At 31.9% G+C, this 26040-nt stretch carries 26 protein-coding genes and 1 pseudogene; 9 read left to right on the top strand and 18 right to left on the bottom strand.

Annotated elements, in window-relative coordinates:
• Window positions 1-97 precede the first annotated feature (97 nt).
• Window positions 98-1201: a DNA-processing protein DprA gene (gene dprA / locus P8H50_RS00535; RefSeq protein WP_300204255.1), complete on the top strand. Its 1104-nt coding sequence runs from the start codon at window positions 98-100 to the stop codon at window positions 1199-1201.
• 31 nt (window positions 1202-1232) lie between these two features.
• Here the strand turns inward: dprA and P8H50_RS00540 are convergent, their stop codons facing one another.
• Window positions 1233-1703, bottom strand: a complete 471-nt coding sequence (locus P8H50_RS00540; RefSeq protein ID WP_300204259.1) for a hypothetical protein — start codon at window positions 1701-1703, stop codon at window positions 1233-1235.
• Window positions 1704-1782: 79 nt separating this feature from the next.
• On the bottom strand, window positions 1783-2751 hold the full coding sequence (gene trpS, locus P8H50_RS00545) for a tryptophan--tRNA ligase (protein WP_300204262.1): 969 nt from the start codon (window positions 2749-2751) through the stop codon (window positions 1783-1785).
• Between the two features lie 117 nt (window positions 2752-2868).
• On the opposite strand from trpS, the gene P8H50_RS00550 reads away from it, so the two are divergent.
• Window positions 2869-3612 (top strand): lysophospholipid acyltransferase family protein, encoded by a 744-nt coding sequence (locus P8H50_RS00550; RefSeq protein ID WP_300204265.1) that lies wholly within the window; start codon window positions 2869-2871, stop codon window positions 3610-3612.
• A gap of 89 nt (window positions 3613-3701) precedes the next feature.
• Here P8H50_RS00550 and P8H50_RS00555 read toward each other — a convergent pair whose 3' ends face one another.
• From P8H50_RS00555 to recA, 4 genes are all read right to left on the bottom strand, one after another.
• Window positions 3702-5450 (bottom strand): hypothetical protein, encoded by a 1749-nt coding sequence (locus tag P8H50_RS00555; protein ID WP_300204268.1) that lies wholly within the window; start codon window positions 5448-5450, stop codon window positions 3702-3704.
• Entirely contained in the window at window positions 5450-5995 is a 546-nt protein-coding gene (locus P8H50_RS00560) for a sigma-70 family RNA polymerase sigma factor (RefSeq protein ID WP_300204273.1), read from the bottom strand. Before P8H50_RS00560 ends, P8H50_RS00555 begins: the two co-directional genes overlap by 1 nt.
• 25 nt (window positions 5996-6020) lie before the next feature.
• Window positions 6021-6428, bottom strand: a complete 408-nt coding sequence (locus tag P8H50_RS00565; RefSeq protein WP_300204277.1) for a hypothetical protein — start codon at window positions 6426-6428, stop codon at window positions 6021-6023.
• A 117-nt stretch (window positions 6429-6545) separates the two neighbouring features.
• Window positions 6546-7550 (bottom strand): recombinase RecA, encoded by a 1005-nt coding sequence (recA, locus tag P8H50_RS00570; protein WP_300204280.1) that lies wholly within the window; start codon window positions 7548-7550, stop codon window positions 6546-6548.
• Between the two features lie 477 nt (window positions 7551-8027).
• Between recA and P8H50_RS00575 the strand changes: the two genes are divergently transcribed.
• The 7 genes from P8H50_RS00575 (at window position 8028) to P8H50_RS00605 (ending at window position 15957) form a co-directional block, all read left to right on the top strand.
• A complete protein-coding gene (locus P8H50_RS00575) occupies window positions 8028-9095 on the top strand; it encodes a rhodanese-related sulfurtransferase (RefSeq protein ID WP_300204284.1) in 1068 nt (355 codons plus the stop codon).
• A gap of 216 nt (window positions 9096-9311) precedes the next feature.
• Window positions 9312-10565, top strand: coding sequence for a regulatory iron-sulfur-containing complex subunit RicT (ricT, locus tag P8H50_RS00580; RefSeq protein WP_300204287.1), 1254 nt, complete (start codon window positions 9312-9314; stop codon window positions 10563-10565).
• Window positions 10555-11040, top strand: coding sequence for a gliding motility lipoprotein GldH (locus P8H50_RS00585; RefSeq protein ID WP_300204291.1), 486 nt, complete (start codon window positions 10555-10557; stop codon window positions 11038-11040). The genes ricT and P8H50_RS00585 overlap by 11 nt, the downstream gene beginning before the upstream one ends.
• A 65-nt stretch (window positions 11041-11105) precedes the next feature.
• Window positions 11106-13454 (top strand): transglycosylase domain-containing protein, encoded by a 2349-nt coding sequence (locus tag P8H50_RS00590; RefSeq protein WP_300204293.1) that lies wholly within the window; start codon window positions 11106-11108, stop codon window positions 13452-13454.
• 87 nt (window positions 13455-13541) lie between these two features.
• Window positions 13542-14429, top strand: coding sequence for a CPBP family glutamic-type intramembrane protease (locus tag P8H50_RS00595; RefSeq protein ID WP_300204297.1), 888 nt, complete (start codon window positions 13542-13544; stop codon window positions 14427-14429).
• An 89-nt stretch (window positions 14430-14518) separates the two neighbouring features.
• Window positions 14519-15220, top strand: a complete 702-nt coding sequence (locus P8H50_RS00600) for a CoA transferase subunit A (RefSeq protein WP_300204300.1) — start codon at window positions 14519-14521, stop codon at window positions 15218-15220.
• An 83-nt stretch (window positions 15221-15303) separates the two neighbouring features.
• Window positions 15304-15957 carry a CoA transferase subunit B gene (locus P8H50_RS00605; RefSeq protein WP_300204302.1) on the top strand — a complete coding sequence of 218 codons (654 nt, stop codon included), beginning with the start codon at window positions 15304-15306 and terminating at the stop codon, window positions 15955-15957.
• 15 nt (window positions 15958-15972) lie between these two features.
• Here P8H50_RS00605 and P8H50_RS00610 read toward each other — a convergent pair whose 3' ends face one another.
• The 12 genes and pseudogenes from P8H50_RS00610 to P8H50_RS00665 all read right to left on the bottom strand — a co-directional run bounded on the left by P8H50_RS00610 (window position 15973) and on the right by P8H50_RS00665 (window position 25983).
• Complete coding sequence (locus P8H50_RS00610) at window positions 15973-17664, bottom strand: ABC transporter ATP-binding protein (protein WP_300204306.1); 1692 nt, start codon at window positions 17662-17664, stop codon at window positions 15973-15975.
• A complete protein-coding gene (locus P8H50_RS00615; protein ID WP_300204310.1) occupies window positions 17664-18377 on the bottom strand; it encodes a 3'-5' exonuclease in 714 nt (237 codons plus the stop codon). The genes P8H50_RS00610 and P8H50_RS00615 overlap by 1 nt, the downstream gene beginning before the upstream one ends.
• A gap of 52 nt (window positions 18378-18429) precedes the next feature.
• Window positions 18430-18939, bottom strand: coding sequence for an OmpH family outer membrane protein (locus P8H50_RS00620; RefSeq protein ID WP_300204313.1), 510 nt, complete (start codon window positions 18937-18939; stop codon window positions 18430-18432).
• Window positions 18940-18954: 15 nt separating this feature from the next.
• Window positions 18955-20103 carry a serine hydrolase gene (locus P8H50_RS00625; RefSeq protein ID WP_300204317.1) on the bottom strand — a complete coding sequence of 383 codons (1149 nt, stop codon included), beginning with the start codon at window positions 20101-20103 and terminating at the stop codon, window positions 18955-18957.
• Between the two features lie 96 nt (window positions 20104-20199).
• A complete protein-coding gene (locus P8H50_RS00630; protein ID WP_300204320.1) occupies window positions 20200-20802 on the bottom strand; it encodes a hypothetical protein in 603 nt (200 codons plus the stop codon).
• 6 nt (window positions 20803-20808) lie between these two features.
• On the bottom strand, window positions 20809-21285 hold the full coding sequence (locus tag P8H50_RS00635) for a methylated-DNA--[protein]-cysteine S-methyltransferase (RefSeq protein ID WP_300204325.1): 477 nt from the start codon (window positions 21283-21285) through the stop codon (window positions 20809-20811).
• Window positions 21285-22360, bottom strand: a pseudogene (locus P8H50_RS00640) (hemolysin family protein). Before P8H50_RS00640 ends, P8H50_RS00635 begins: the two are co-directional and overlap by 1 nt.
• 26 nt (window positions 22361-22386) lie before the next feature.
• Complete coding sequence (gene hemB / locus P8H50_RS00645) at window positions 22387-23376, bottom strand: porphobilinogen synthase (protein WP_300204329.1); 990 nt, start codon at window positions 23374-23376, stop codon at window positions 22387-22389.
• Window positions 23377-23378: 2 nt separating this feature from the next.
• Window positions 23379-23771: a YchJ family metal-binding protein gene (locus tag P8H50_RS00650; RefSeq protein WP_300204333.1), complete on the bottom strand. Its 393-nt coding sequence runs from the start codon at window positions 23769-23771 to the stop codon at window positions 23379-23381.
• A gap of 1 nt (window position 23772) precedes the next feature.
• Entirely contained in the window at window positions 23773-24675 is a 903-nt protein-coding gene (hemF, locus tag P8H50_RS00655; RefSeq protein WP_300204337.1) for an oxygen-dependent coproporphyrinogen oxidase, read from the bottom strand.
• A gap of 3 nt (window positions 24676-24678) precedes the next feature.
• On the bottom strand, window positions 24679-25215 hold the full coding sequence (locus P8H50_RS00660; protein ID WP_300204340.1) for a GNAT family protein: 537 nt from the start codon (window positions 25213-25215) through the stop codon (window positions 24679-24681).
• A gap of 12 nt (window positions 25216-25227) precedes the next feature.
• On the bottom strand, window positions 25228-25983 hold the full coding sequence (locus tag P8H50_RS00665) for an EI24 domain-containing protein (protein WP_300204343.1): 756 nt from the start codon (window positions 25981-25983) through the stop codon (window positions 25228-25230).
• Window positions 25984-26040: the final 57 nt, after the last annotated feature.

Raw genomic sequence — 26040 nt, forward strand, 5'->3', positions numbered from 1 at the left:
AAGTTAATATTTTTTGTTACCTAATAAAATATAGTCGCTATTAGTTATTAACACCATGAAAATTCTTTTATTGTAGTCTCAAAATCAATGAAATAAAATGACAGAAAATAATTTGCTTTACACTTTAGCGTTACAAAACGTCACTAAAATAGGCGATGTTACTGCCAAAAAGCTCATTTCGCATTGTGGTTCAGCAGAAGCTGTGCTTAAAGAAAAGAAGCAAAATTTGTTAAAAATTGACGGTATTGGTAGTGTAACAATTTCAGATTTATTTAACCGAAATCACCTTGAAGCCGCAGAAGCTGAGCTTAAATTTATTAAATCAGAAAGCATAAAAGCACACTATTTTAATTCTGAAACTTATCCTGAAAGACTTAAACATTGCATCGATAGTCCTATTTTACTTTTTGAAGCTGGAAATATTAACCTTAACAAAAAACACATAATTAGTGTTGTTGGTGCTCGAAAAATAACCACTTCTGGAATTGCCTTTTGCGAAAAACTAGTGGAAGAACTCGCCATTTATAACCCAGTAATTGTATCTGGTTTTGCTTATGGTACAGACATTACAGCACAAAAAGCAGCAATAAAACACAATTTACAAACCATAGGTTGTTTGGCTCATGGTTTAAACCAAATTTACCCTAAAACGCATAAAAAATATATGGCTGAGGTGGAGAATAATGGTGGTTTTTATACCGATTTTTGGAGTACAGCAGCTTTTGATCGCAATAATTTTTTAAAACGTAATCGTATAATTGCTGGTATAAGTGAAGCAACTATTGTTATAGAAAGTGCAGAAAAAGGAGGAAGTTTAGTAACAGCAGATATTGCAAATTCTTATAATCGCGAGGTGTTTGCAGTTCCTGGTCGCACTACAGATTCGCAAAGTGTTGGCTGCAATAATTTAATAAAACAACAGAAAGCACATTTACTCTCCACACCTTTAGATGTACCATACTTACTCAATTGGCAATTAGAAGATACTATAAAACCTGTTGTACAAAAACAATTGTTTGTAGAACTTGATGAAAAAGAAAAAGTAATCTACAATTACCTAAAAGATAACGATAAGCAAATGCTTGACATTATTGCTTTACACTGCAATATGCCAACTTTTAAAATTGCTGGTTTGTTGTTAAATATGGAATTAAAAGGTGTGGTGAGACCTTTGCCTGGGAAATTGTTTGAGGTTATTTAGGCTGTCATTCCTGCGAAGGCAGGAATCTATTTTATTTTTTCTGAGAAGTATTAATCTTTTTTCTACTATTAAAAGCTTTTAAAAATTCGCCTTCAAGTTTGCTTTTATGTTTTCCTTCTTTATATGGATCTTTAAACAGGTAATCCTCGAATGTTAGTTCATCTCCAATTATTCTTTTATAAATTATAAAACTACCATCTATTAATTCAAAAGAGATAACATTTTCATTGATATATTGAATATTTGAATGTTTGATGTTTTCATCATTAATTATTAAATAAAGGACATTTTTTTCTTGAGTGTAAAAATATTCAATATTAAAACCATAAATATCTTGATAGACACTAATAACTTTATCAGAGATAAAAATTTCTTTATATGTAAAACCTTCTAAACCTTTATGTGGTGACAAATACCAATTACCTGTAATATCAATTTCTTTCTCTTGAGCATTACAAGAAAAAACTAGAAGTATTACAAGTATTGAAAGAAAGTGTTTCATAATTAATTAGTAGTAAAAGAATTAAATATGTTACTAAAATTATTTGTTCGTGGATCCTGCTTTCACAGGAATATAAGAATTAATACCCAACTTTACCTCTCACACGCTCTAAAACAACGTCTGCAATAAGCTTTGCTTTTTCTGCACCTTTAGCTAAAGCTTCATCTATTTTATTAAGGTTATTCATATAAAAATCATAACGCTCACGTTGAGTTTTAAACGTTTTTAAAATCAATTCAAACAAGGCTTGTTTAGCATGACCATAACCATAATTACCATTTGTGTAATTGGCTTTCATGGTTGTTATTTCAGCTTCAGAAGCTAATAAACTATAAATAGCAAAGCAATTACAGGTTGTCCAGTCTTTTGGGTCTTCAAGTGGAGTACTATCGGTTTCAATACTCATTATTTGTTTACGTAGTTTTTTTTCCGGTAAAAAAATATTGATGATATTGCCTTTACTTTTACTCATTTTTGCACCATCTGTTCCTGGAATAAGCATGGTTTCTTTTTGTATTTCTGCTTTTGGAAGGACAAAAGTTTCTCCCATTTTTGCATGAAAACGTGAAGCAACATCACGTGTCATTTCTATATGCTGTTCTTGGTCTTTTCCAACTGGGATAATTTCGGCATCATACAACAAAATATCTGCAGCCATTAATATTGGGTAGGTAAACAAACCAGAGTTTACATCTTCTAACCTATCTGCTTTGTCTTTAAAACTATGTGCTAATGTTAGGCGTTGAAAAGGAAAAAAGCAGCTTAAATACCAAGAGAGTTCTGTTACTTGAGGCACGTCGCTTTGTCTGTAAAACACTGTTTTTTCTATATCTAATCCAAAAGCCAACCATGTTGCTGCTGTAGAATACGTATTGTGTCTTAATGTTGCACCATCTTTAATTTGCGTTAACGAATGCATGTCTGCAATAAATAAAAACGAATTGTTTTTTTCGTCTTTAGACATTTCTATTGCTGGCATTAATGCACCTAATATGTTTCCTAAATGTGGTGTTCCTGTGCTTTGTATTCCTGTAAGTATTCTTGCCATGGCATTTCCCATGAAAATGGGAATCTGTTTAAATTAAACTTCATTTTAATTCTTGAGAAACAAAGGTATTTTTTTTCAATTAAAATAGCTCAAAACAATTGTGTATTTTTGGCGCTTATGATTGTATTTAAATACATTTTTTGGGTCTTGTATCGCATTTGGTTTTATATTATGGTGGCTTTGCCTATTATTATTATGTTTCCATTGCTAATAATCTCTATTTTAAAAGAGACTTGGTATCCTTATTTTTTTAAATTAGCGCGTATTTGGGCCAGAGTTATTTTAATTGGCATGGGTTTTAATACTAAAATTATTAGAGAACAAAATCCTAGTAAAGATAAAAGCTACATGTTTATAGCTAACCATACGTCTATGGCAGATATTATGCTCATGTTAGTCACGGTAAAAAATCCTTTTGTTTTTGTTGGTAAAGCTGAATTATCAAAGATTCCATTATTTGGTTTTTTTTATAAGCGTACTTGTATTTTGGTAGACAGAAGTAGTGCGAAAAGCAGACAAGCTGTTTTTTTAAGAGCACAAAGACGATTAAAACAAGGTTTAAGTATTTGTATTTTCCCTGAAGGTTTAGTGCCAGACGAAGACATTTTACTTGCAGATTTTAAAGATGGTGCTTTTCGTCTAGCCATTAATCACCAAATACCAATAGTACCTATTACTTTTGCAGATAACAAAACACGTTTTTCTTATACTTTTTTTAGTGGTGGTCCAGGAAGAATGAGAGCTAAAATTCACAAATTTATAGAAACAAAAGATTTAACAATTAAAGACACTTCTATAATACGAGAGCAGTCTAAAGCTTTAATTTATAATCAATTAATTGAATTTTCTTATCCTAAATAAATTAAAAAAGCTGCTCTAGCGAAGAGCAGCTTTTAAATCATCATAGGTGTTATAAAGTAGTAGTCTAACCAACTAAAATAACCTAAAACTTAAAATTTATAACTAAAACCAGTATAAACACCAATGATGTATGGTCTAAAGTTTCCAGACGTTTCGCTGTAAGCATTAATTTGATACTTGAAAGTAGGCTCTAAATTAAACTTAAAAGCTTTATTAAATTTATAATCTAAACCTATTCCTGCATTTGCACTAAAGCTTAAATTGTTAATATTATTGGCTTCGCCAATTTTTGTTTTTCTATTATCTACTTCGGTAACAACTTCATTATCACTTAAAATAAAAGTGCTAAAACCTCCAATTAAGTTAACTCCCAAACGTTTATTAACTACTGCATATTCAAGTTCTAAAGGCACTTCGAAATAGCTTATTCTTTGGCTTAATGCTGCGTTAAGATCGTCGTTTATAAAATTGTCTATTTGTTGTATAGATAAACTGTTAGAGCTTAACACAGATATGTTTTGTCCATTACTTGTTGGAATAAAATCTATATTTCTTAATGGAGTACTACTTGGAGTATTTGTAACGTTTTCGTAAACAATAACATTAGCAGTATCGTAACTTATATTAAGTTTATTTACTCCTGAACGCACTCTTAACCTATTGTTTAAAGCATAACCAACATTAACACCATAACTTGTGTTAATCTCTCCGTTTTTAGTATTATCGATAAATTGATCGTGAATGTGAGATCCTTTGCCAAGAGTATTATAGTAAACAGGTGCAGCATTTGCATTTACTGACCACCTGTCTACGTTTTCTTCTTCTTTTTCATCAAGATCTTCTATCTTGGCAAGAGCCTCTTCGATGGTGTTAGACGAGTTTGCGCTGTCTGGTTCCATCTTTTTTTCTTCTTCTTTTTCTTTTTCTTTATCACTATTAGTTGTCGCAACTACTGTATTAGATATTGCATTATTGGTATTTATAGTATTTGTATCTATAGTATTTTTATTGTTTAGGTTATTGTCATTATTAATGGTACTGTTTGAACTTATGTTCTTTGTAACATTATTGTTAGAAATAGTACTCTCTAAATTATTTTCGTTTGTTAGTCTAGTGTTGTTGTTTGTTGAATTTTTATTATTTGTAACTACACTATTATTATTGATAGCTGAATTAGGATTTAAGTTATTAGAAACTGAACTATCTTTTTTATCTTTTGAATTACGTTGCGCAATAGATTGAGAATCCTTAGAGGTATTTAAATCTACTTTATTTATTGAAGTTGTAACAAGATTATTGAAATTCTTTTTATTCGGACTTGCAACATAGTTAATAGTGTTTGCAGTATTTTGATTTGAAACACCTTCTGTATTTAATGCTTTAGAATTTAAAGAATTAACATTGTCTTTGTTGGTTTGTATGTTATGCTTGCTTTTAGACTTATCATCAATTACAACAGATTTATTTTCTAATAAATTATATTCACTACTTTTGGAATTAGTCTTTTCTGAGGTGTTTATTGTATTATTAGAAACACTATTTATGGTCTTGGTATTAGATGTGTTAGGTGTTGTGTTTTCTAGATTAGTATCTACAACATTTGTATTATTGTTTTCTTTATCATTGTTATTAAATGCTAAATTTCCAATGGTAAACAATAAAACTAATGCTGCAGCAATACTTGCAAAACGTAACCAAAGCGGTAATACTTTTTTTGGTTTTTGTTGTGGCTGTTCCATTTTATTTTGAATGCCAGACCACACATTACTGCTTGGCTTAGCTTCAAAATCCTTAAACTTTTCTTGAAAAAGTCTATCTATATGTTTTTTTTCACTCATTATAAAGATTGAGATTTTAGTCTCGTTTTATAGTCTGTTATTTTATCTTTTAAAATCTGTCTAGCTCTTGCTAAATTAGATTTTGATGTTCCTGTTGTTATTTTTAACATTTCGGCTATATCTTGATGCGAATAGCCATCCATTACATAGAGGTTAAAGACCAAACGGTATCTATCTGGTAGTTCTTGAATGATTTTTAAGAGATAATCTAGTGAAATATTATCTTCATCTTCTATTGTAATTGCAACATCTTCTATTAAATGGTCATTTACAATATCAAAAACGCCTTGTGTTCTATAACACTGCAATGCAGTATTTATGGTAATTCGTTTTAACCAGCCTTCAAAAGAACCTTTACTTTTATATTGCCCTATTTTTTTAAAAATAGTAACAAATGCATCTTGCAAATTATCTTCTGCTTCTGCATAGTTTCTTGAATACTTCAAGCATACTGAAAACAACTTGCTCGAAAAGAGCTTATAGAGTTCGCTTTGTGCTTTGGTATCATTAATCTTACAATTTTCTATGAGTTGGTTTAAACTCAAATTAAATCCACGTATTAGTTATTAATTATTCTACCACAGTAATCTCTTCTGTTAAGTAAATATCTTCTCCATTATCATCTTCACCTTGCCAAAATTTAAAGATATAAGTGCCTGCTATAGTTGGATTAAAATTAAATGAGGCTTCAAGCTCTGCGTTTAGCTCTGTACAATTGCCATTACTTTGAAAAACAGTACCAATAACATAAAAGTTTCTTTCGTTATCATGCTTTTGTAATAATATATTATTGAAGGCATGGCAAGTTGTAGGTCTTAAATAAGTTAGTGTAATGTCATACTCTTCATTTACAATAAATTCTTGTGGTAATGCAACAGATTCTATAGGCATTGCTTCTTGATAGTCGTCAAGTGAATCGTCGGCTGAGTTACAAGAAAAAATAGTTAAACCAATTAATAAAACAAGGAGTTTTTTCATTTTTTAAATTTGTATTCTAATTTACGTGTTTATCTGTAGATGCAAAAATGTCTAAAAGGTTGCGTCTAAAAACAAAAAAATCCCGAAAAAATCGGGATTTAGTAATTATGTAATGTTTTACATATCGTCTTTAATAGCTTGTTTTATTTTCTGTTCAAGCTCATCAAAAAGTTCAGGATTGTCTTTTATTATTGCTTTTACAGCATCTCGACCTTGTCCTAATTTTGTGTCTCCATAACTAAACCAAGAGCCACTTTTTTTAATTATTTCTTTTTCTACTGCCACATCTAAAATCTCACCAACTTTACTAACACCTTCTCCGTACATGATATCGAACTCTGCTAATTTAAATGGTGGTGCAACTTTGTTTTTAACTACTTTAACTCTAGTTTTATTTCCTAAAACAGCACCATCTGTACTTTTAATTTGTGTAGAACGTCTTATATCTAAACGCACTGAAGCATAAAATTTAAGCGCGTTACCTCCAGTTGTTGTTTCTGGGTTTCCAAACATAACACCAATTTTCTCACGTAATTGGTTTATAAATATTACAGTACAATTTGTTTTACTAATGGATGCGGTTAATTTTCTTAAAGCCTGAGACATTAAACGAGCGTGTAATCCCATTTTACTGTCTCCCATTTCACCTTCAATTTCACTTTTTGGAGTTAATGCAGCAACCGAGTCGATTACAACAATATCAATAGCACCAGAACGAATTAAATTATCTGCAATTTCTAATGCTTGTTCTCCATTATCTGGTTGAGAAATAATTAAATTATCGATATCTACACCAAGTTTTTCGGCATAAAAACGATCAAAAGCATGTTCAGCATCAATAAAAGCTGCAATACCACCTGCTTTTTGTGCTTCTGCAATAGCATGAAGTGTAAGTGTCGTTTTACCAGAAGATTCCGGACCATAAATTTCTATAACACGTCCTCGTGGATAACCACCAACGCCTAAAGCAATATCCAAACCTAAAGAACCAGAAGGAATGGCTTCGACATCTACAATTGCAGCGTCGCTCATTTTCATAACTGTTCCTTTTCCGTATGCTTTATCTAATTTATCTAATGTTAGCTTTAATGCTTTTAGTTTCGCTTCTTTTTCATTGCTCATAGTATCTTTTTTTTACTGTTATTCGTGCTAAAATACTACTTTTTTAATCTTTTTTTTAATTTCTCACGCAACCTTTTCAAACTTTTTGCATCTACTAATAAAGATGGGAAAGTTTTAGCTATGAAAAAGAAAAATTAACCTCATTTTTTAATTCATGTTTAATCTATTAAGTGTAATGACATGAGGTATTTAAAAAAAGTATTAACATCAAAAGCATTAGGTGTTTCAGTCTCTGTTATAGTTAATAGTAGCTGCAAAGCCGATGGAGGTTAGCTCGTTTGTTTTTTAGAGATAAAAGAATTTAATAACGAGTTAGTCTATTAAAAGTCCGTTACGCAAATAGCGGACTTTTTTTGTGCTTTATATTTTCAAACTTGCTACTTTCATTTAAAATAATACCTTTGTAGCTTTAAACCTAAAACGCTTCCTTTTGAGAAGTTACTTAGAAATTCTTTAACCTTAAAAAATTAGTATAGCATGCAACTGTACAACAAATTAAGCGCCAAAGAAAGAGCAGAGCTTATAGAAAAAGCTGGAAAAGAACGTTTAACATTATCATTTTACGCTTATGCTCAAATTGGCAATCCACAACAATTACGTGACGATTTATTTATTAAATGGGATAGTTTAGACGTTTTAGGACGTATTTACGTAGCCCAAGAAGGTATTAACGCGCAATTATCACTTCCTGCAGATAATTTTGAAGCCTTTAAAAACCATTTAGATAGTATTCCTTTTTTAAAAGGAATCCGTTTAAATATCGCTATAGAACAAGATAATATGTCTTTTCTTAAACTAAAAGTTAAAGTAAGAGACAAAATAGTTGCAGATGGTTTAAACGACGACACTTTTGATGTTACAAATAAAGGTGTTCACCTTTCGGCTAAAGATTTTAACGAGATGTTATCTAATCCAAACACAGTTTGTGTAGATATGCGAAACCACTACGAAAGTGAAATTGGGCATTTTGATGGAGCTGTAACTCCAGATGTAGATACATTTCGTGAAAGTTTAGATATTATTGAAGCCGATTTACGTGAACATAAAGAAGAAAAAAACCTACTAATGTATTGTACAGGTGGCATTCGTTGTGAAAAAGCAAGTGCCTATTACAAACACAAAGGTTTTAAAAATGTATACCAACTTGAAGGTGGAATTATAGAATATACCAGACAAGTAAATGCAGAAGGTATTGAGAATAAGTTTATTGGTAAAAACTTTGTTTTTGACGATAGACGAGCCGAAAAAATTAGCGACCATGTTATAGCAAAATGCCATCAATGTGGCAACCCTTTCGATGTGCATACCAATTGCGCAAACGATGCCTGCCATCTTCTTTTTCTGCAATGTGATACTTGTAAAGAAGAAATGAATAACTGTTGCTCAACCACTTGTAAAGATATTCATGCAATGCCCTTTGAAGAACAAAAAGAGCTAAGAAAAGGGCAAGGTAATAGTAACGATATCTTTAAAAAAGGAAGAGCAGACCACTTACCATATAAAAAAGATTTGAGAAACATTTTTGAGACTTTAAAAAAAGAGTAATAAGTTTAATTGTTAAGTATAAACCTGAGAAAGCATTCTCAGGTTTATTTATATTTTAAAGTCATAATAATAATCTTATCTTTACCGTTAGATTTTATTGTAAGCTGAAATCTTAATATTTCGGTATAAAATAAAATAGTATTAATCGTCTTCTGATGCTTAAACCAGACATTTAGCATGGTATAAAGTATTCAGAATCAATATATCTACTAATATATGGCTTGCGCAAGTTGCTCAACTAAAGACGGCCAACCTAAAGGCTGCAAAAACAATGGTACGTGTGGTACAGATAGTTGTAATAAACTAACCGTTTTCGATTGGTTAGCAAACATGTCTGTTCCTAATGGAGAAAAACCTTTCGATTTTGTCGAAGTTCGTTTTAAAAACGGAAGAAAACATTACTATAAAAACACAGAAAACTTATCACTATCTATCGGAGACATTGTAGCTACTCAAGCACAATCAGGTCACGATATTGGTATGGTAACTCTAACTGGTGAATTGGTTCGCGTACAAATGAAACGCAAAAAAATTAATGAGAAACCAGAAGAAGTTTTAAAAATATATAGAAAAGCCTCTCAAAAAGATATAGATATCTGGAGTGAAGCACGTGATAGAGAAGAGCCAATGAAGGTTCGTGCAAGACAATATGCAATAGACTTAAAACTTCAAATGAAGATTTCAGATATTGAGTTTCAAGGCGATGCTAGTAAAGCCACTTTTTATTACACAGCAGAAGAACGTGTAGATTTTAGAGACCTTATTAAAGTTTTTGCTCGCGAATTTAGAACGCGAATAGAAATGAAACAAGTTGGTTTTAGACAAGAAGCATCAAGACTTGGTGGTATTGGCTCTTGTGGTCGTGAATTGTGTTGTTCTACGTGGTTAACAGATTTTAGATCTGTAAGCACCAGTGCAGCACGTTACCAACAACTCTCGTTAAATCCACAAAAGCTAGCAGGACAATGTGGAAAGTTAAAATGTTGTTTAAATTATGAGTTAGATTCTTATCAAGATGCTTTAAAAGCTTTCCCAAAAACAGACACTAAATTATACACAGAAAAAGGAACTGCTGTTTGTCAAAAAACAGATATTTTTAAAGGCCATATGTGGTATGCTTACGAAGGTGAGTGGATGAATTGGCATAAAATAACTACAGATCAAGCTAGAGAAATTATTGAATTAAATAAGAAAAAGGAAAAGGTTGCAAGTTTAGAAGAATACGCATCAGAACTCGAAGAAGAAGTAGCTGTAACATTCGAAAATGTAGTTGGTCAAGATAGTTTAACACGTTTCGATAGTCCAAAAGGTAATAAAAAACGTAAAAACAATAAGAGTCGTAATCGTAATAACTCTAATAGCTCAAACAATAAGCTTCATAATAAACAAGAAAACAACTCAAAGCCAAAGGCAAAACACAAACCAAGACCGAGACCAAAGTCTCAAAATAAACCTAAGGATGCCAAGTAAATTGTTTTATTTTTTTTTACTATTCGCTTTAATTTTAGTGTCATGCGACACTAAAAGTGTATTCGATGATTACAAAACCGTTCCAAAAGTATGGAATAAAGATAAAACCATAAGCTTTAATGTCAATCCGCCAGATTCTACCAAAGCCTATAACTTATTTGTTAATTTACGCAACACACCAGATTATAAATACAGTAATTTATTTCTAATTGTTGAAATGAATTTTCCACACGGAAAAAACATTATAGACACCTTAGAATATAAAATGGCAAAACCAAATGGTGAGTTTTTAGGAACCGGTTTGTCTAGTGTTAAGGAGAATAAATTATGGTATAAAGAAGGTGTCGTGTTTAACGAAACAGGAGAATACGTAGTAAATATTAAACACGCCATGCGTGAAAACGGAGAAGTTAATGGCATTGCTAATTTAGAAGGCATTACAGATATTGGTTTCCGAATAGAAAAAACAGAATAAAATTAAATGTCAATTCGATTGATTTTGCTTTTAGCATCGTTGTATTGAGAAGAATTATTACATAAATGGCAAAGACAAAAACAAAACAAACACAAGATCCCCAGAGCTTCGAAAATTACGTACGTTGGTTTTGGAAACTATTTATAGGAGGCATTCTAGCTATTGCATTATTATTTTTATTAGCATCTTGGGATGTGTTTGGAGAAATGCCAAATCATACTGTTTTAGAAAATCCTAAAACAAATTTAGCAACCGAAATTATCTCTAGTGATGGCAAAACTTTAGGGAAATTTTACTTCGATGATAATAGAACTCCTGTAGGTTACGACGAGTTAACAGAAAACCTTGTAAATGCTCTTATAGCCACGGAAGACACAAGATATTTAGAACATTCTGGAATAGACGCAAGAGGAACTTTAAGAGCTATATTGAAACCAGGAAGTGGTGGAGCAAGTACAATTTCTCAACAACTTGCAAAGCAATTATTTCATGGAGAAGGCTCAAGAAATATTGTCATGCGTGTCCTTCAAAAAGCCAAAGAGTGGATTATTGCAACACGTTTAGAACGTCAATATACTAAAGAAGAAATAATTACTCAATACTTTAATATTTACGATTTTGGTAACAATGGTGATGGTATTCGTTCGGCATCAAACATCTATTTCGATAAAGAACCCAAAGACTTAAGTATTAAGGAGTCTGCAATGTTAGTTGGGATGTTTAAAAATTCTTCTTTATATAACCCTAGAACAAATCCTGTAGGTGTTAAAAACCGAAGAAATGTGGTGTTGTTACAAATGCATAAATACGGTTATATTACAGAAGAAGTAAAAGATTCACTTCAAAAAACAGCATTAGATTTAAGGTATTCTCCGCAATCACATCGTGATGGTACTGCAACGTATTTTAGAGAATATCTAAGAAGCTGGATGAAAGATTGGACAAACGATAAAGCCAATAGAAAACCAGACGGTAAAAAATACAACATTAATAGCGATGGTTTAAAAGTGTTTGTAACTATAGATTCTCGTATGCAAAAGTATGCTGAAACTGCAGTAAACAGGCACATGCCAAGACTGCAAGCAGCGTTTGATAACCAAAATACTCCCAAAAAAAATCCTACTGCACCTTTTTTAGAATTAACTAAAGACGAGGTTGAAGATTTATTAAAAAAAGGCATGCGTCGTGGAGAACGTTGGAGGATATTAAAAAAACAAGGAAAAAGTAACAAAGAGATTGAAGCTTCATTTGAAGAACCAATAAAAATGACTGTTTTTAAATGGGTAGATGGTAAAGCTAGTGAAGTAGATACTATCATGAAACCTATAGATTCTATGCGTTATTATAAATCATTTTTACGAACAGGAATGATGAGTATGGATCCACAAACAGGACATGTAAAAGCTTGGGTTGGTGGCATGAATTATAGACATTTTCAATACGATATGGTAAAACAAGGAAAACGACAAGTTGGTTCCACATTTAAACCTTTTGTTTATGCCACAGCAATGGATCAATTACACATGTCACCTTGCGATAAATTACCACTATCACAAATAACAATAGAAGCTAATAAATATGGAAATCCAGAAGCTTGGTCACCCAAAAATGATGATGGAAATTACGGTGGAGACAAAACATTAACAGATGCTTTGGCAAATTCTGTAAATACTATTACTGCAAGATTAATGGATAAGGTTGGACCACAACCAGTAGCAGATTTAGCAAGACGATTAGGTATAACATCAAATATTCCAGAAGTGCCTTCAATAGCATTAGGAACACCAGATATTAGCGTTTACGAAATGGTTGGAGCTTATTCAGCATTTGCAAACCAAGGTGTATATACAAAGCCAGTAATGATTGAGCGTATTGAAGATAAAAACGGAACTGTTTTATACCAATTTACACCAGAAACAAGAGATGTATTAAGCGCAGAATCTGCTTATGTAACCGTTAAGTTAATGGAAGGTGTAACACAAAGTGGTTCTGGTGCACGATTACGTAGAACTTGGATGCCAAAAACAGGAGTTTATCCAGAAATAATAACAGGTTATCCTTACGAATTTAAAAATCCAATTGCAGGAAAAACAGGAACAACACAAAACCAAAGTGACGGTTGGTTTATGGGAATGGTACCAAATTTAGTAACAGGTGTTTGGGTTGGAGCAGAGGACAGAGCGGCACATTTTAAAAGCATTACTTATGGTCAAGGCGCAGCAATGGCATTACCTATTTGGGGAATGTATATGAAAAGTTGCTATGAAGACGAGAAACTAGATATTTCAGATGAAAACTTCGAAAGGCCTAAAGATTTAACCATTGAAGTCGATTGCTCTAAATACCAAGCTGAAAATCCAGATGGTGGTACAGATACACCACTTGAGGAAATTCCGGATGGTTTAGAATTGTAATTATACTAAGAGTTATTAATTCAAATAGTTCTAAAGCTTAAGGAATTGTCTCAATAATTTTTAGATTATAATGTTTAAATTTTTAAAATGAATTTCCTCAAAAAATATAAATATAATTACTTACTAATAAGTGCAGTTGTAATATTCTGCACTTTTTTAATTTTATTTTTCGGTTTTTTCTATGAAGAGGAAATAAATGAAATACCAAGCAGATACGATTCTAATTTAGGTTTTTTACCTTTTGTTTTTTTAGCACTTATTTTTGCGCCACTTTTTGAAGAAATAGCTTTTAGAGGTTATTTTACTATGCATAAAGTATTAAAAATAGCTTCAATTTTAGTAATACCATTTTTCATTTTATTAATGAAAAATTATTTTATTTTAATAATAGCACTTCCATATTTAGTTTTGTTAATTATCAACATAATAAATAAAAAGCTTCTTATAAATGAGCATTTTTTATTTATTTATAGCGCAATTTTATTTGGCGCAATGCACTATAAATTAGAGCATTTAGAAAGCGTAATTACAATTTTACCAATTTTAGTTCAATTTTCGTTGGGACTATTATTGGTTTGGGTTGTTTTAAATTTTAATATAATAAAATCAATAATAGTGCACTGTATTTATAATTTAATTTTTCTTTTACCTGTTTTTATAGGTTTACAATTTCCGAATAATGAAGTTCAAAGTTTAAATTATAATAATCATAAAATAACTTGGGAACAAACACCAATAATTGGAGGTTTAAAAACAATATCAATACCTAATCCACAAGAAGTAATTGTAAAAAATTATACACCATTCGACGTTTATAAACTGTACGATTTTGATAATAAACCAAATCTAAGAAATGCAGAAATGTTTGTTAAATACAAGCTTTCAATAGAAAAGATAAATGATAATGCTATAAAATTAGATAGTATAACAGTAAAGGAAATGTTGTTAAAAGCGGAATTACTAATTAAAGATTAATAATTTCATTATTAAAAAAATTTAAAAGCCATTCATTACAGAATGGCTTTTTTATTTCATAAATTTAAGCCACGATTAAAAATAGAAAAATGATAAACAAAAAAGTAAACTCGGTTAACGAAGCTACAAAAGGTATAAAAGACAATATGACTTTAATGTTAGGGGGCTTTGGCTTGTCTGGAATTCCTGAAAACGCAATAACAGCTTTAGTTAAAAGTGGAGTAAAAGGTTTAACCTGTATATCTAATAATGCAGGAGTAGACGATTTTGGCTTAGGTTTATTATTACACCAAAAGCAAATCAAAAAAATGGTATCCTCTTACGTTGGAGAAAACGATGAATTTGAGCGCCAAATGCTATCTGGAGAATTAGATGTAGAATTAATTCCACAAGGTACTTTAGCAGAGCGTTGTCGTGCAGCACAAGCAGGTTTTCCAGCCATTTACACACCTGCTGGTTATGGAACCGAAGTTGTAGAAGGTAAAGAAACACGAGAATTCGATGGTAAAATGTATGTTTTAGAGCACGCTTTTAAAGCAGATTTTGCTTTTGTAAAAGCCTGGAAAGGCGATGCAGCTGGAAACTTAATTTTTAAAGGAACTGCAAGAAATTTTAATCCAAATATGTGTGGAGCTGCAAAAATTACAGTTGCTGAGGTAGAAGAATTAGTACCAGTTGGCGAATTAGATCCTAACCAAATACATATTCCAGGTATTTTTGTGCAGCGTATTTTTCAAGGTGAAAACTATGAGAAAAGAATAGAACAAAGGACAGTAAGAACAAGAGTGTAAAAATCTTTCCTATGTTTTCAGGAATCTAAAGATTAAGAAATAATATAGATTTCTGCTTTCGCAGAAATGACAAAACTAAAATTATGTTAGATAAAACAGGAATAGCAAAACGCATAGCAAAAGAAGTACAAGATGGTTACTATGTAAACCTTGGAATTGGTATTCCAACCTTAGTAGCAAATTATGTTCGTGACGATATTGAAGTAGAATTTCAAAGTGAAAATGGTGTGCTTGGTATGGGACCATTTCCTTTTGAAGGCGAAGAAGATTCAGATATTATAAACGCAGGAAAGCAAACCATTACTACCTTACCAGGCGCAAGTTTTTTTGATAGTGCAACCAGTTTCGCCATGATTCGTGGACAGCATGTAGACTTAACCATTTTAGGAGCTATGGAAGTAGCTGAAAATGGTGACATTGCCAACTGGAAAATTCCAGGAAAAATGGTAAAAGGAATGGGTGGCGCAATGGATTTGGTTGCAAGTGCAGAAAATATTATTGTTGCCATGATGCATACCAATAGAGCAGGAGAATCAAAATTACTTAAAACCTGTTCTTTACCATTAACTGGTGTTGGTTGTGTAAAAAAAGTAGTTACTAATTTAGCTGTATTAGAAGTTACAGATAAAGGTTTTAAATTGTTAGAACGTGCACCTGGAGTTACTGTAGAGGAGATTCAAAAAGCCACAGAAGGCACTTTAATTATTGATGGTGAAATTCCAGAAATGGATATTTAATGATTTTAGTATAAGTTATAATCCCTTAGGAATAGCATCAATCAACTTTTGTGTATATTCCTTTTTAGGCGCACTATAAATTTCATCAGCATCAGCGAGTTCTTCAATTTTGCCTTTATTCATAACCAATAATTGATCACTCATGTATTTTACAACAGCCAGATCATGAGAGATAAAGATATAAGTAAAGCCAAAGTTTTCTTTCAATTCATTTAATAAATTTAAAACTTGTGCTTGTACAGAGATGTCAAGTGCAGAAACCGACTCGTCGCAAACTATTAATTTAGGTTGTAAAGCAACAGTTCGTGCAATACCAATACGCTGTCTTTGTCCACCAGAAAATTCATGAGGATATCTATTAAAGTGAGACGCTTCTAAACCAACACGTTCTAAAATTTCAATAGTTTTTTCTTGTCTTTCAAAGTCATTAGAAAATAGATTATGAACTTTCATGGGCTCCATTATAGCCTCACCAACTGTTAATCTAGGATTTAATGAAGAGTATGGGTCTTGAAATATTATTTGAATGTCTTTTCTAAGCGCTTTTACCTGAGAAGTATTTAGTTTTGTAATGTCCACACCATGAAACAAAACAGTACCAGCTGTTGGTCTGTTTAACAATAATATTGCGTTTCCGAGAGTAGATTTCCCACAACCAGACTCTCCTACTAAACCTAGAGTTTCACCTTCGTATAATTTAAAACTTACATTGTTTACAGCTTTAAATTTTTCTGCTTTAGAAAACAATCCAGATTTAGAGAGATATTCTTTTTCAAGATTAATAACTTCTAATAAAGGTGGTTTGCTATATATTTTTTTATGTTGTATCGCTCTCAATTCTGAAGTAATTACTTCTGCTCCAACACTGTTATTCATAACATCCTCAATTGTTGGCAGCCTTTTTAATCGCGTTTCTAAAGACGGTCTAGAATTTATTAGCGCTTTTGTATAATTGTGTTTAGGAGTTTTAAAAATAGCTTCTACGGTGTTTTGCTCCACAATATTTCCCTTATACATAACAAGCACACGATTTGCAATTTGAGAAATCAATGATAAGTCGTGTGTAATAAAAATAATACTCATTTTAGTTTCTGCCTGTAACTCTTTTAATAATTTAATTATATCATTTTGCACAGTAACATCTAGAGCAGTAGTAGGCTCATCGGCAATTAATATTTGTGGTTTAGATGCAATAGCCATGGCAATCATAACACGTTGTTTCTGTCCTCCAGAAATTTCATGAGGATAGGAAGTAAAGACACGCTGTGGTTCTGGTAATTTTACTTTTTCAAAGAGTAACAATGTTTCTGCCTTTACTCCTTTTTTAGAGAGTTTTGTATGCTGAAATAAGATTTCTTCTACTTGCTTACCGCAAGTCATCGATGGATTTAGAGAACTCATAGGTTCTTGAAAAATCATCGCTATTTTTTGTCCTCTTATTTTTTGAAATGCTTTAGAAGATAAAACAGCTAAATCTTGTGTTTCAAAAACAATATTGCCAGATGTTATTTTAGAAATTTTATTTGGGAGCAATCCAAGTATAGCTAGTGAAGAGACTGATTTTCCTGAACCAGATTCACCAACAATTCCTAATATTTCATTGGTATTTAAATGATATGATATATTATGTATAATTTCTTTTTCAATTCCGTTTGAAAAAAATGAAATGGATAGATTTTTAATGGTAAGAAGTCTATTTTCTAACATTACACATGCAAAATTTCTTCATCTGTTAATATACTGTCACCACGTAACCTTAAAAAGATTTGTGCTACTGCAATTGTATCTTTCTCGCAGTAAGTAATAATGCGATCGATATCGTTTTCTTCATAATAAACACGATAGACTTCGCTTCCATCAATATCATCTTTTGGAGATGGTATACCTAAAACGTTGGTCATTAACTTTAAAGATGTGAAGGTTTTGTAGTCGCCAAATTTCCAGAGATCTAAAGTGTCTAAATGTGGTACTTCCCAAGGTTTTTTGCCAAACAGATTAAGTTTGTATGGCAATTCTATATTATGAATAATCATACGCCTTGCTATGTACGGGAAATCGAATTCTTTACCATTATGCGCGCACAGTAAATGTTTTGCTTGGCTAAAATGAGAAATTAATAAGTTTTTAAAATCTTTTAATAAGTTACGTTCTTCTCCATAAAATGAAGTGGTACGAAACAAACGTGTATTGCCTTGATTTGTAAAATACCCAACCGAAATACAAATAATCTTTCCAAATTCTGCCCAAATTCCTGCACGATCGTAAAATTCTTCTGCCGAGAACTCTTCTTTTCTTTGGTAGCGCGATTTTGCTTCCCAAAGGTCTTGTTTAGTTGTATCTAATTCAGAGAAATGCTGTGTTTCGGGAACCGTTTCAATGTCTAAGAATAAGATGTTTTCTAGGTTGAGTTTCGAGATCATGTTATTAAATAGTATTTCTTTTTATACATATAACTAAAACCATATAGACAAATTACAGCCCTAATTTTGCCTTCACTTTTGATGTAAGATCTAAAGCCTCGAGACCAAACAATATATTTGTTTTATCGAAAACCATATCAATTGAGTTTTCTTTAGCAACTTGACTTATTGCAGCATCTATTTTAGCGTAAATTGGTTCAAGTAGTTCACTTCTTTTATTCTTTATCTTAGAAACCATGTCTTGTTCAAATTTTGCAATAGCATTCTGTTCTAATTCAAATTTATTGCTTTCTTCTTCCTGTTGTTTTGGTGTTAGTAGTCCCTGAGCAATTTCATCTTGAATCTTTTCAAGCCTTTTCTGAAAAGCTTCTACCTTAGCTTGTCCTTGACTTTGAAGTTTCTTCTGTAGAGTTTCTAATGTGGCTTCGGCTTGCTTTACTTCTTGCATTTGTGATAAAATTAACGAGCTATCTACGTAAGCATTTTTTTGTGCTTGAGACGTATGTATTCCCATAAAAAGGAGAAAAACAAGTAATGAAGGAATTGTAAATTTAAGTTTCATAATTTATGTGTTTTATTAATTGTTATTCATCATCTTATAAGCTTCATCAATATAAATAGAGATGTCTTTTGTGTAACTACCAATACCTTCATCTGGAGATTTTTGGTGACCTAAACGTACAATAATGACATTGTCTTCTGGTTGCACAATTACATATTGTCCAAGATGTCCACGCATCATTTTAAAATCTTTACCATTGTGTTTTTTTAACCACCAACCATAACCATAAACAGGATCGAATTTTGGTGTTAAAGACTTAGCAACAAATGTAGAATCCAGTATTTGTTTACCATTCCATTTTCCGTGGTCTTTGTATAGTTTCCCAAAACGCGCAAAATCTTTTGCATTACTAGCAATACAACAATAGGCTTTTACTAAATCGTGTGCTTCACTATCTACTTGCCATAAGGTTTGGTTTTCGCTTCCTAGAGGTTTCCAAAAGCTATCTTCAAAATAATTGTGTAATTTTTTGCCTGTAGCTTTTTCAATCACCATTGCTAACATTTGTGTGTCTCCACTTGCATATTTAAAGGCTGTTCCTGGCTCGTTTACTACTTTAAGGCCATTCATTACTTTGGCTAAATCGTCATCAAAATAAGCACGTGTTGTGATTGATAAAGGCGAATAATAGGCTTCGTCCCAATTGGTACCAGAACTCATGGTAGATAAGTCTCCAACTGTCATTTTTGCTGCTAAACCATCACAAAATGCTGGTAGAAAGTCGCAAACAGGTTGGTCTACACTTTTTATGTAACCTTCCATTATGGCTTTTCCTAATAATCCAGAAACATAGCTTTTTGCCATAGAAAACGAATTGGATTTTGAGTTTTCGTTGTAACCATCGTAATAGTTTTCAAACCAAATACTATCGTTTTTTATAATAACATAAGCTACAGTTCCATAATCTGTATTGGCTTTATTTAATTTTTCAGTTTCTTTTACAGAGTTGTAATTCTTATGGTTTGGCCAAGGTTGTGGTGAACTAATATCTATTGTCTGGTTATCAAATTTTTTATAATCGTCTAAAAAAGCAGTGGTATAGCCTTGTGCATAAATGGTTCTTACTGCTTTTATTAAGTAATCTGTGTCTGTAATGTATAGTATTGCGATGAGTAATCCACAAAGAATTACAAAGGCTTTAAGTGGTTTTTTTAAAAATTTCATGTAGTTGTTAATTTGGTGCTTAAATATAAGTTAAAGAAAGGAAATTAAAGGCTTGACCATTAGAATTTTTAAAGTTCTATAATCGTTGTGGTATCCTCAAGGCGTTTTTTTTATTTCCATAATTTCAAAAAATACTTTAATAATTAAAAATGGTAGAATGGCTGCAAGCGATTTATTAAAATCAATATTCAACTGCATATCTATTATTTTACCGCTTAAAAAAGCCCATAAAAAAATCCCAAATATTATAGAGAGATGAAGTGTTATAATGCCGTTAGATAAAATGTGTCTTACTTGAAGACTTTGCTCTTTATGCACATATATTAAAGCGGTTTCACGTAAGAAAAAACTAAATATAGTAAAATTAAAAAATGAATTTTTAAATAGGAGGACTTCAAAATTACCAATAACTATCGCATCTGAATTCCAATCTATTACCAGACCAAACATTACAAAAATAAAAACAAAATATACAGATAACATAAAAAACCTGCTACTAATAATCTTGCTGATAGCTCTGTCTTTGTAATAAAATTTATAGGTTAAAAAATCGGAAATAGTTTTAATAAACTCATCAAACCAGAACAAATAAATAAGATAAAATATGCTTACTTGTTGCTCTAAAATTGCAAAAATGGTAATACCACTAAAAAAAATGAGCGAGATAATTTTTGCCGTTTTATTTTCTTTAATTACCATTTACTTTTAGAAAAGTTGAAGTTGCTTTAATGGGTTTTCATGCGCAATAAGCCATTTCTTTCTATGCAAACCACCAGCATAACCTGTTAAACTACCATCGCTACCTATAACACGATGGCATGGTACAATTATCCAAAGCGGATTTTTACCATTAGCATTTGCGACTGCTCTTATCGCTTTTTCATCGCCTAATTGTCTCGATAATTGTAAGTATGATATTGTTTTACCATATGGTATACTTAATAAAGCGTCCCAAACACGTTCTTGAAAAATAGTACCTTTAGGATTTAGTTTTAAGCTGAATTGTTTTCGAGAACCTTCAAAATATTCGTTAAGTTGAAGCACACAGTCCTCAAGCATCTCAGGAATAATATCTGAAACTTTTTCGGTTGAATTCAATACAGAAACAGAAGCAATACCATCTTCATCACCAACAATTTTGGTGATTCCTATAGGAGAGTTGATATAGCAGGTTTCTTCCATTACTGGTTGTCTTGAATGTTCTCTATGATACCTAGTTTTTTTGCACGTGCCTCCCAGTTTTTTCTAGCTTGATGCTGTAAGTCGCTAACATTATCGCTTTCATCCATAATTTCTAAACCAAGCAATGTTTCTATAACATCTTCCATAGTTACTAAACCACTTACAGTTCCATATTCGTCTATAACAAGTGCCATATGGTTTCTGGTTTCTACTAATTGTTCAAATAATATAGGTATTGCCATATCTCTATTTACAATAATAATATCTCGTTTTAATTCTGATAATTTTTTAGTTCCGTTTCCTAAGGCCATTTCTTTAAAGATTTCATCTTTTAAAACAAGGCCATTTATGTTGTCTTCTGTACCTGAATATAAAGGGACTCTAGAAAAACGTAAGTTCAAGTTTTTATTAAAAAAATCCTCTACAGTAGTCTCATCACTTTCTGCTTTCATGACTGTTCTGGGAGTCATTATACTTTTAGCCATTATATCTTTAAACGTTAATAGGTTTTTAATAACCTTACTTTCACTTTCTTGAAAAACACCTTCTTCATGAGCCATATCTGCCATTACTAAAAAGCCTTCTCTACTTAGTACACTACCATGCCCTTTGCCACCAATGAGCTTTGTTGTTAATTGCATTATCCAAAGTAGACCTGTCCATTTTAATGGGGAAATTAAAACTTTTAATGCTTTGGTAGTGAAATTAGCTAAGCTTTTCCAGTAAGTAGCACCTATTGTTTTTGGTATAATCTCTGAAGCCACTAAAATTAAAATAGTCATGACAGCAGACACTATAAAAACGCCATAACCATCACCATTTCCATATAACCCTTCGGCTTCTTTTCCTACTAAAATGGCACCAACGGTGTGCGCAATTGTATTTAATGTTAGAATAGCAATAAGAGGTCTATCGACATCTTTTTTAAGGCTTCTAATGCTGTTGCATACTCTTTTCCTGCTTGTTTTTTAACATTAATAAAGGTTGGTGTTACACTTAAAAGTACAGCTTCTAAAATGGAACATAAAAATGAAAAAAAGATGGAGATAACTCCGTAAAATATTAATAATCCCATGGATTTTAAGTTTGTTTTTGGCTAATTTACGATATTAATTTTACTACATCCTTAGCAAAATAGCTTGCAATAACATCTGCGCCAGCACGTTTTATGGCTGTAATTTGCTCTATCATAACTGCATCATGGTCTAACCAACCTTTTTCTGCTGCTGCTTTTAGCATAGCATATTCTCCAGAAACTTGATATACTGCAACAGGAACATCGACTTCGTTTTTAATTTCTCGTACAATATCTAAATAGCATAAACCGGGTTTTACCATTACAATGTCTGCGCCTTCGTCAATATCCATTTCGGTTTCACGAATGGCTTCAAAACGATTAGCGTAATCCATTTGATATGTTTTTTTGTTTTTTGGAATATCTTGAGCATCTACTGGTGCAGAGTCTAAAGCATCGCGAAATGGGCCATAAAATGCTGAGGAGTATTTAGCCGAATAGCTCATGATGCCTGTATCTGTAAAACCTTCGTCTTCTAATGTTTCACGAATTGCTAAAATACGTCCATCCATCATATCACTTGGTGCCACAAAATTTGCTCCAGCTTGTGCATGAGACAAACTCATTTCGGCCAAAACATCTACTGTAGCATCGTTTACTATTTTTCCGTTTTCTATAATGCCATCATGACCAAAAGCGGAATATGGATCTAGTGCAACGTCTGTCATCACTAGCATATCAGGACATACATTTTTAACGGTCTTGATAGCTCGTTGCATTAATCCGTTTGGGTTTAGAGCCTCTGTGCCTTTATTGTCTTTTAGATTATCTGGTACTTTTACAAAGAGTAAAACCGATTTTAAACCTAGTGCCCAAAGTGCTTTCACTTCAGCTTGTAATAAATCTAAGCTAAAACGATAGTAATTTGGCATAGATGCTATTTCTTCTTTTATACCTTTTCCTTCCACTACAAATAATGGTACTAGAAAGTCGTTTGGAGAAATTATGGTTTCACGAACTAAGCTTCTAATGGCTTCGTTGGTTCTTAGTCTTCTATTTCTTTTTATAGGATACATAGTTATTTGTTTTTGGCATAACCTAAGTAATACCATTTATCGTTTTCTTTTATAAAGGCAGATTTTTCATGAATAACATCAATGTTTCCGTTTTCATAAAAATAAGCATTAAATGTTACTGTTCCTTCTTTGTCCTTTTCTAAACCATTTAAGGTTTCAAGCAGTTCTAGTTTTATCCATTCTACAGATTTTGCCCATTTTACTATTGCCTTTTTTTCTTTTATTGGTCTTGTAGATTTATGGTGTGTTTGCATTAAATAATTGCCATTTGCTAATACAAAGGCACTATACCTAGAGCGCATTAACTGTTGTGCAGTTTCGGTTTGTCCATTATTTAAATGAAAAATTTCGCAACATGTATTGTAGCTCTTAATATTTCCGCAGTAGCATTTCATCTTAAATCCAATCTATTGGGTTTTTTAATACTTCGATTAAACGTTCTTCTTCACTTCCAGCTTCTGGATGATGATCGTAAACCCATTGGACATGTGGTGGTAAACTCATTAATATACTTTCTATTCTACCATTGGTTTTTAAGCCGAAAAGCGTGCCTTTATCGTGCACTAAGTTAAATTCTACATAACGACCTCGACGTATTTCTTGCCATTTACGTTGTGCTTCGGTATAATTTAAATCTTTTCTTTTTTCCATAATAGGAAGATAGGCAGAAACAAAACTGTTGCCAACTTCGGTAACAAAATTGTACCAGTTTTCCATACTCATTTCATCTGAAGCTTTGCAATAATCGAAAAACAAACCTCCAACACCTCGACCTTCGTTTCTATGCGAGTTGTAAAAATACTCGTCGCAACGTGCTTTGTATTTTGAGTAGAATTCTGGATTATGCTTGTCGCAAGCGGTTTTACAGGCTCGGTGAAAATGTGTTGCATCTTCATTAAACAAATAATATGGTGTTAAATCTTGACCACCACCAAACCATTGGTCTACAATGTTTCCCTCTTTATCGTACATTTCAAAATAACGCCAATTTGCGTGAACCGTTGGTACCATTGGGCTTTTAGGATGAATAACCAAGCTTAGTCCACAGGCAAAAAAATCGGCATCTTTAACACCAAAATACTGTTGCATAGAATCTGGCAATTTACCGTGTACACCAGAGATATTTACACCTCCTTTTTCTATAACATTTCCATTTTCAATAACACGTGTTCGTCCACCACCACCTTCAGGACGTTTCCAGATGTCTTCTTGAAACTTAGCTTTGCCATCTGCAGCTTCAAGAGCTGAGGTTATGGTGTCTTGTAATTGGTGTATGTATTTAAAGAATTTATCTTTCATTTATTATTGTTTATATAATTCATATAATTCCATATCTAGAGCTTGTTTTCCAATAGGAGTAAATTCTTTTTCTAAGGTTCTTTGCCAAACAAAACCATTATTTAAAGCTACGTTTATACTTGACAAATTGTCTTTATGAGCAATTATTTGGAGTGTTTCTAACTCTAAAGTGTTTAAAGCATAATCAGAGAGTGCTTTTATAGCTTTCGAGATTAGATTTTTTCCTTTAAAGTTATAATCGATGCAGTATGCAAATTCTCCTTGTTTTAAAGACCAATCTAATTCTTTAATGTAAACAATTCCTATTAGTTTTTGTATTTCAGAGTGTTTTAAAGTGAATAAAAATTCTTCCTTTTTACTAAACTGTTTTGTTTTTTGTTCTACAAAAAACGTCGACAATGTTGGATTTAAATTTTCCTTTAAAGTCGCTGGAAAATAACGCTTAAAACGGTCTGCATTTGTAACCATAAAACCGCATAGTTTCCAAGCATCACCTTTGTGAATTGGGTTTATTTCAAAGCCATCAAACGTTAATAACATTTTATTACAGTTTTACTCTTTTACTAATTTATTTTCTGCTTTTAAAAGCTGAACAGTTTGTGTTGTTGCCGCTGTTACAGAAAGCGGCAGCACGATTATTATTCCAATAATTGGTATAAACAAAAACAGCATAAAAACAATACCGTTTCCTATTGCTAAACCTCTATTTTTTCTAACAAAAGCAATACTTTCTTTGTACTTAAAATGGCGTTCTAGTGTGTAGTCTATATTACCAAAACCAGTATAATAAGCTTGAATTAGTAATAATAATATTGCCGAAAAAATATTGACTACAGGAATAAATTTTAGCACTAAAAGTGGCACAGAAAAGAGTAATTCTCTTAATAAGTTTCTACCATTTATTCTAATACCTCTCCAAAGTTGTGCTTTAAAAGATGTGTTTCTGTGTTTATTATTTTTATTTTCTGTTAAATGAGTTTCAATTTTTTCTGAAACCGGACTCATAAATGGTGCAGAAAGCGCCATAACAATGTGTTTGTATAAAATAAACCCAATAACTACAATAATAATGGCACCAACAATTGTAGAAAAAGAAGTAAATGTTTCTTTTCCCCAATCCCAAATCCACACTTTAGCAAAAAAATTGCCTAGATTATCTGATAATCCATAAGCAGAAAAACCAATAATACTAGCTGTAATAATGCTTATTATAATTGGAATAAGAAAATATTTCCAAAGTTTTAATTTTGAAATTAATGCTAAAGTTCCTGTGTAAGCTTTAATACCTTTTAGTATGTTTTTAATCATTAAATAAGTGTATAATTAAACATAAATAAAAGACGCATAAAGTTTGATAAGTTACAT

Origin of the sequence: Lacinutrix sp. (genome assembly GCF_029238095.1) — a bacterium.
In the GTDB taxonomy this organism is placed as follows: Bacteria; Bacteroidota; Bacteroidia; order Flavobacteriales; family Flavobacteriaceae; genus Lacinutrix.

Coding starts and splice junctions, on each gene's coding strand:
- dprA (WP_300204255.1), top strand. CDS start 98: ATGACAGAAAATAATTTGCTTTACACTTTAGCGTTACAAAACGTCACT.
- P8H50_RS00540 (WP_300204259.1), bottom strand. CDS start 1,703: ATGAAACACTTTCTTTCAATACTTGTAATACTTCTAGTTTTTTCTTGT.
- trpS (WP_300204262.1), bottom strand. CDS start 2,751: ATGGCAAGAATACTTACAGGAATACAAAGCACAGGAACACCACATTTA.
- P8H50_RS00550 (WP_300204265.1), top strand. CDS start 2,869: ATGATTGTATTTAAATACATTTTTTGGGTCTTGTATCGCATTTGGTTT.
- P8H50_RS00555 (WP_300204268.1), bottom strand. CDS start 5,450: ATGAGTGAAAAAAAACATATAGATAGACTTTTTCAAGAAAAGTTTAAG.
- P8H50_RS00565 (WP_300204277.1), bottom strand. CDS start 6,428: ATGAAAAAACTCCTTGTTTTATTAATTGGTTTAACTATTTTTTCTTGT.
- recA (WP_300204280.1), bottom strand. CDS start 7,550: ATGAGCAATGAAAAAGAAGCGAAACTAAAAGCATTAAAGCTAACATTA.
- P8H50_RS00575 (WP_300204284.1), top strand. CDS start 8,028: ATGCAACTGTACAACAAATTAAGCGCCAAAGAAAGAGCAGAGCTTATA.
- ricT (WP_300204287.1), top strand. CDS start 9,312: ATGGCTTGCGCAAGTTGCTCAACTAAAGACGGCCAACCTAAAGGCTGC.
- P8H50_RS00585 (WP_300204291.1), top strand. CDS start 10,555: ATGCCAAGTAAATTGTTTTATTTTTTTTTACTATTCGCTTTAATTTTA.
- P8H50_RS00590 (WP_300204293.1), top strand. CDS start 11,106: ATGGCAAAGACAAAAACAAAACAAACACAAGATCCCCAGAGCTTCGAA.
- P8H50_RS00595 (WP_300204297.1), top strand. CDS start 13,542: ATGAATTTCCTCAAAAAATATAAATATAATTACTTACTAATAAGTGCA.
- P8H50_RS00600 (WP_300204300.1), top strand. CDS start 14,519: ATGATAAACAAAAAAGTAAACTCGGTTAACGAAGCTACAAAAGGTATA.
- P8H50_RS00605 (WP_300204302.1), top strand. CDS start 15,304: ATGTTAGATAAAACAGGAATAGCAAAACGCATAGCAAAAGAAGTACAA.
- P8H50_RS00610 (WP_300204306.1), bottom strand. CDS start 17,664: ATGTTAGAAAATAGACTTCTTACCATTAAAAATCTATCCATTTCATTT.
- P8H50_RS00615 (WP_300204310.1), bottom strand. CDS start 18,377: ATGATCTCGAAACTCAACCTAGAAAACATCTTATTCTTAGACATTGAA.
- P8H50_RS00620 (WP_300204313.1), bottom strand. CDS start 18,939: ATGAAACTTAAATTTACAATTCCTTCATTACTTGTTTTTCTCCTTTTT.
- P8H50_RS00625 (WP_300204317.1), bottom strand. CDS start 20,103: ATGAAATTTTTAAAAAAACCACTTAAAGCCTTTGTAATTCTTTGTGGA.
- P8H50_RS00630 (WP_300204320.1), bottom strand. CDS start 20,802: ATGGTAATTAAAGAAAATAAAACGGCAAAAATTATCTCGCTCATTTTT.
- P8H50_RS00635 (WP_300204325.1), bottom strand. CDS start 21,285: ATGGAAGAAACCTGCTATATCAACTCTCCTATAGGAATCACCAAAATT.
- hemB (WP_300204329.1), bottom strand. CDS start 23,376: ATGTATCCTATAAAAAGAAATAGAAGACTAAGAACCAACGAAGCCATT.
- P8H50_RS00650 (WP_300204333.1), bottom strand. CDS start 23,771: ATGAAATGCTACTGCGGAAATATTAAGAGCTACAATACATGTTGCGAA.
- hemF (WP_300204337.1), bottom strand. CDS start 24,675: ATGAAAGATAAATTCTTTAAATACATACACCAATTACAAGACACCATA.
- P8H50_RS00660 (WP_300204340.1), bottom strand. CDS start 25,215: ATGTTATTAACGTTTGATGGCTTTGAAATAAACCCAATTCACAAAGGT.
- P8H50_RS00665 (WP_300204343.1), bottom strand. CDS start 25,983: ATGATTAAAAACATACTAAAAGGTATTAAAGCTTACACAGGAACTTTA.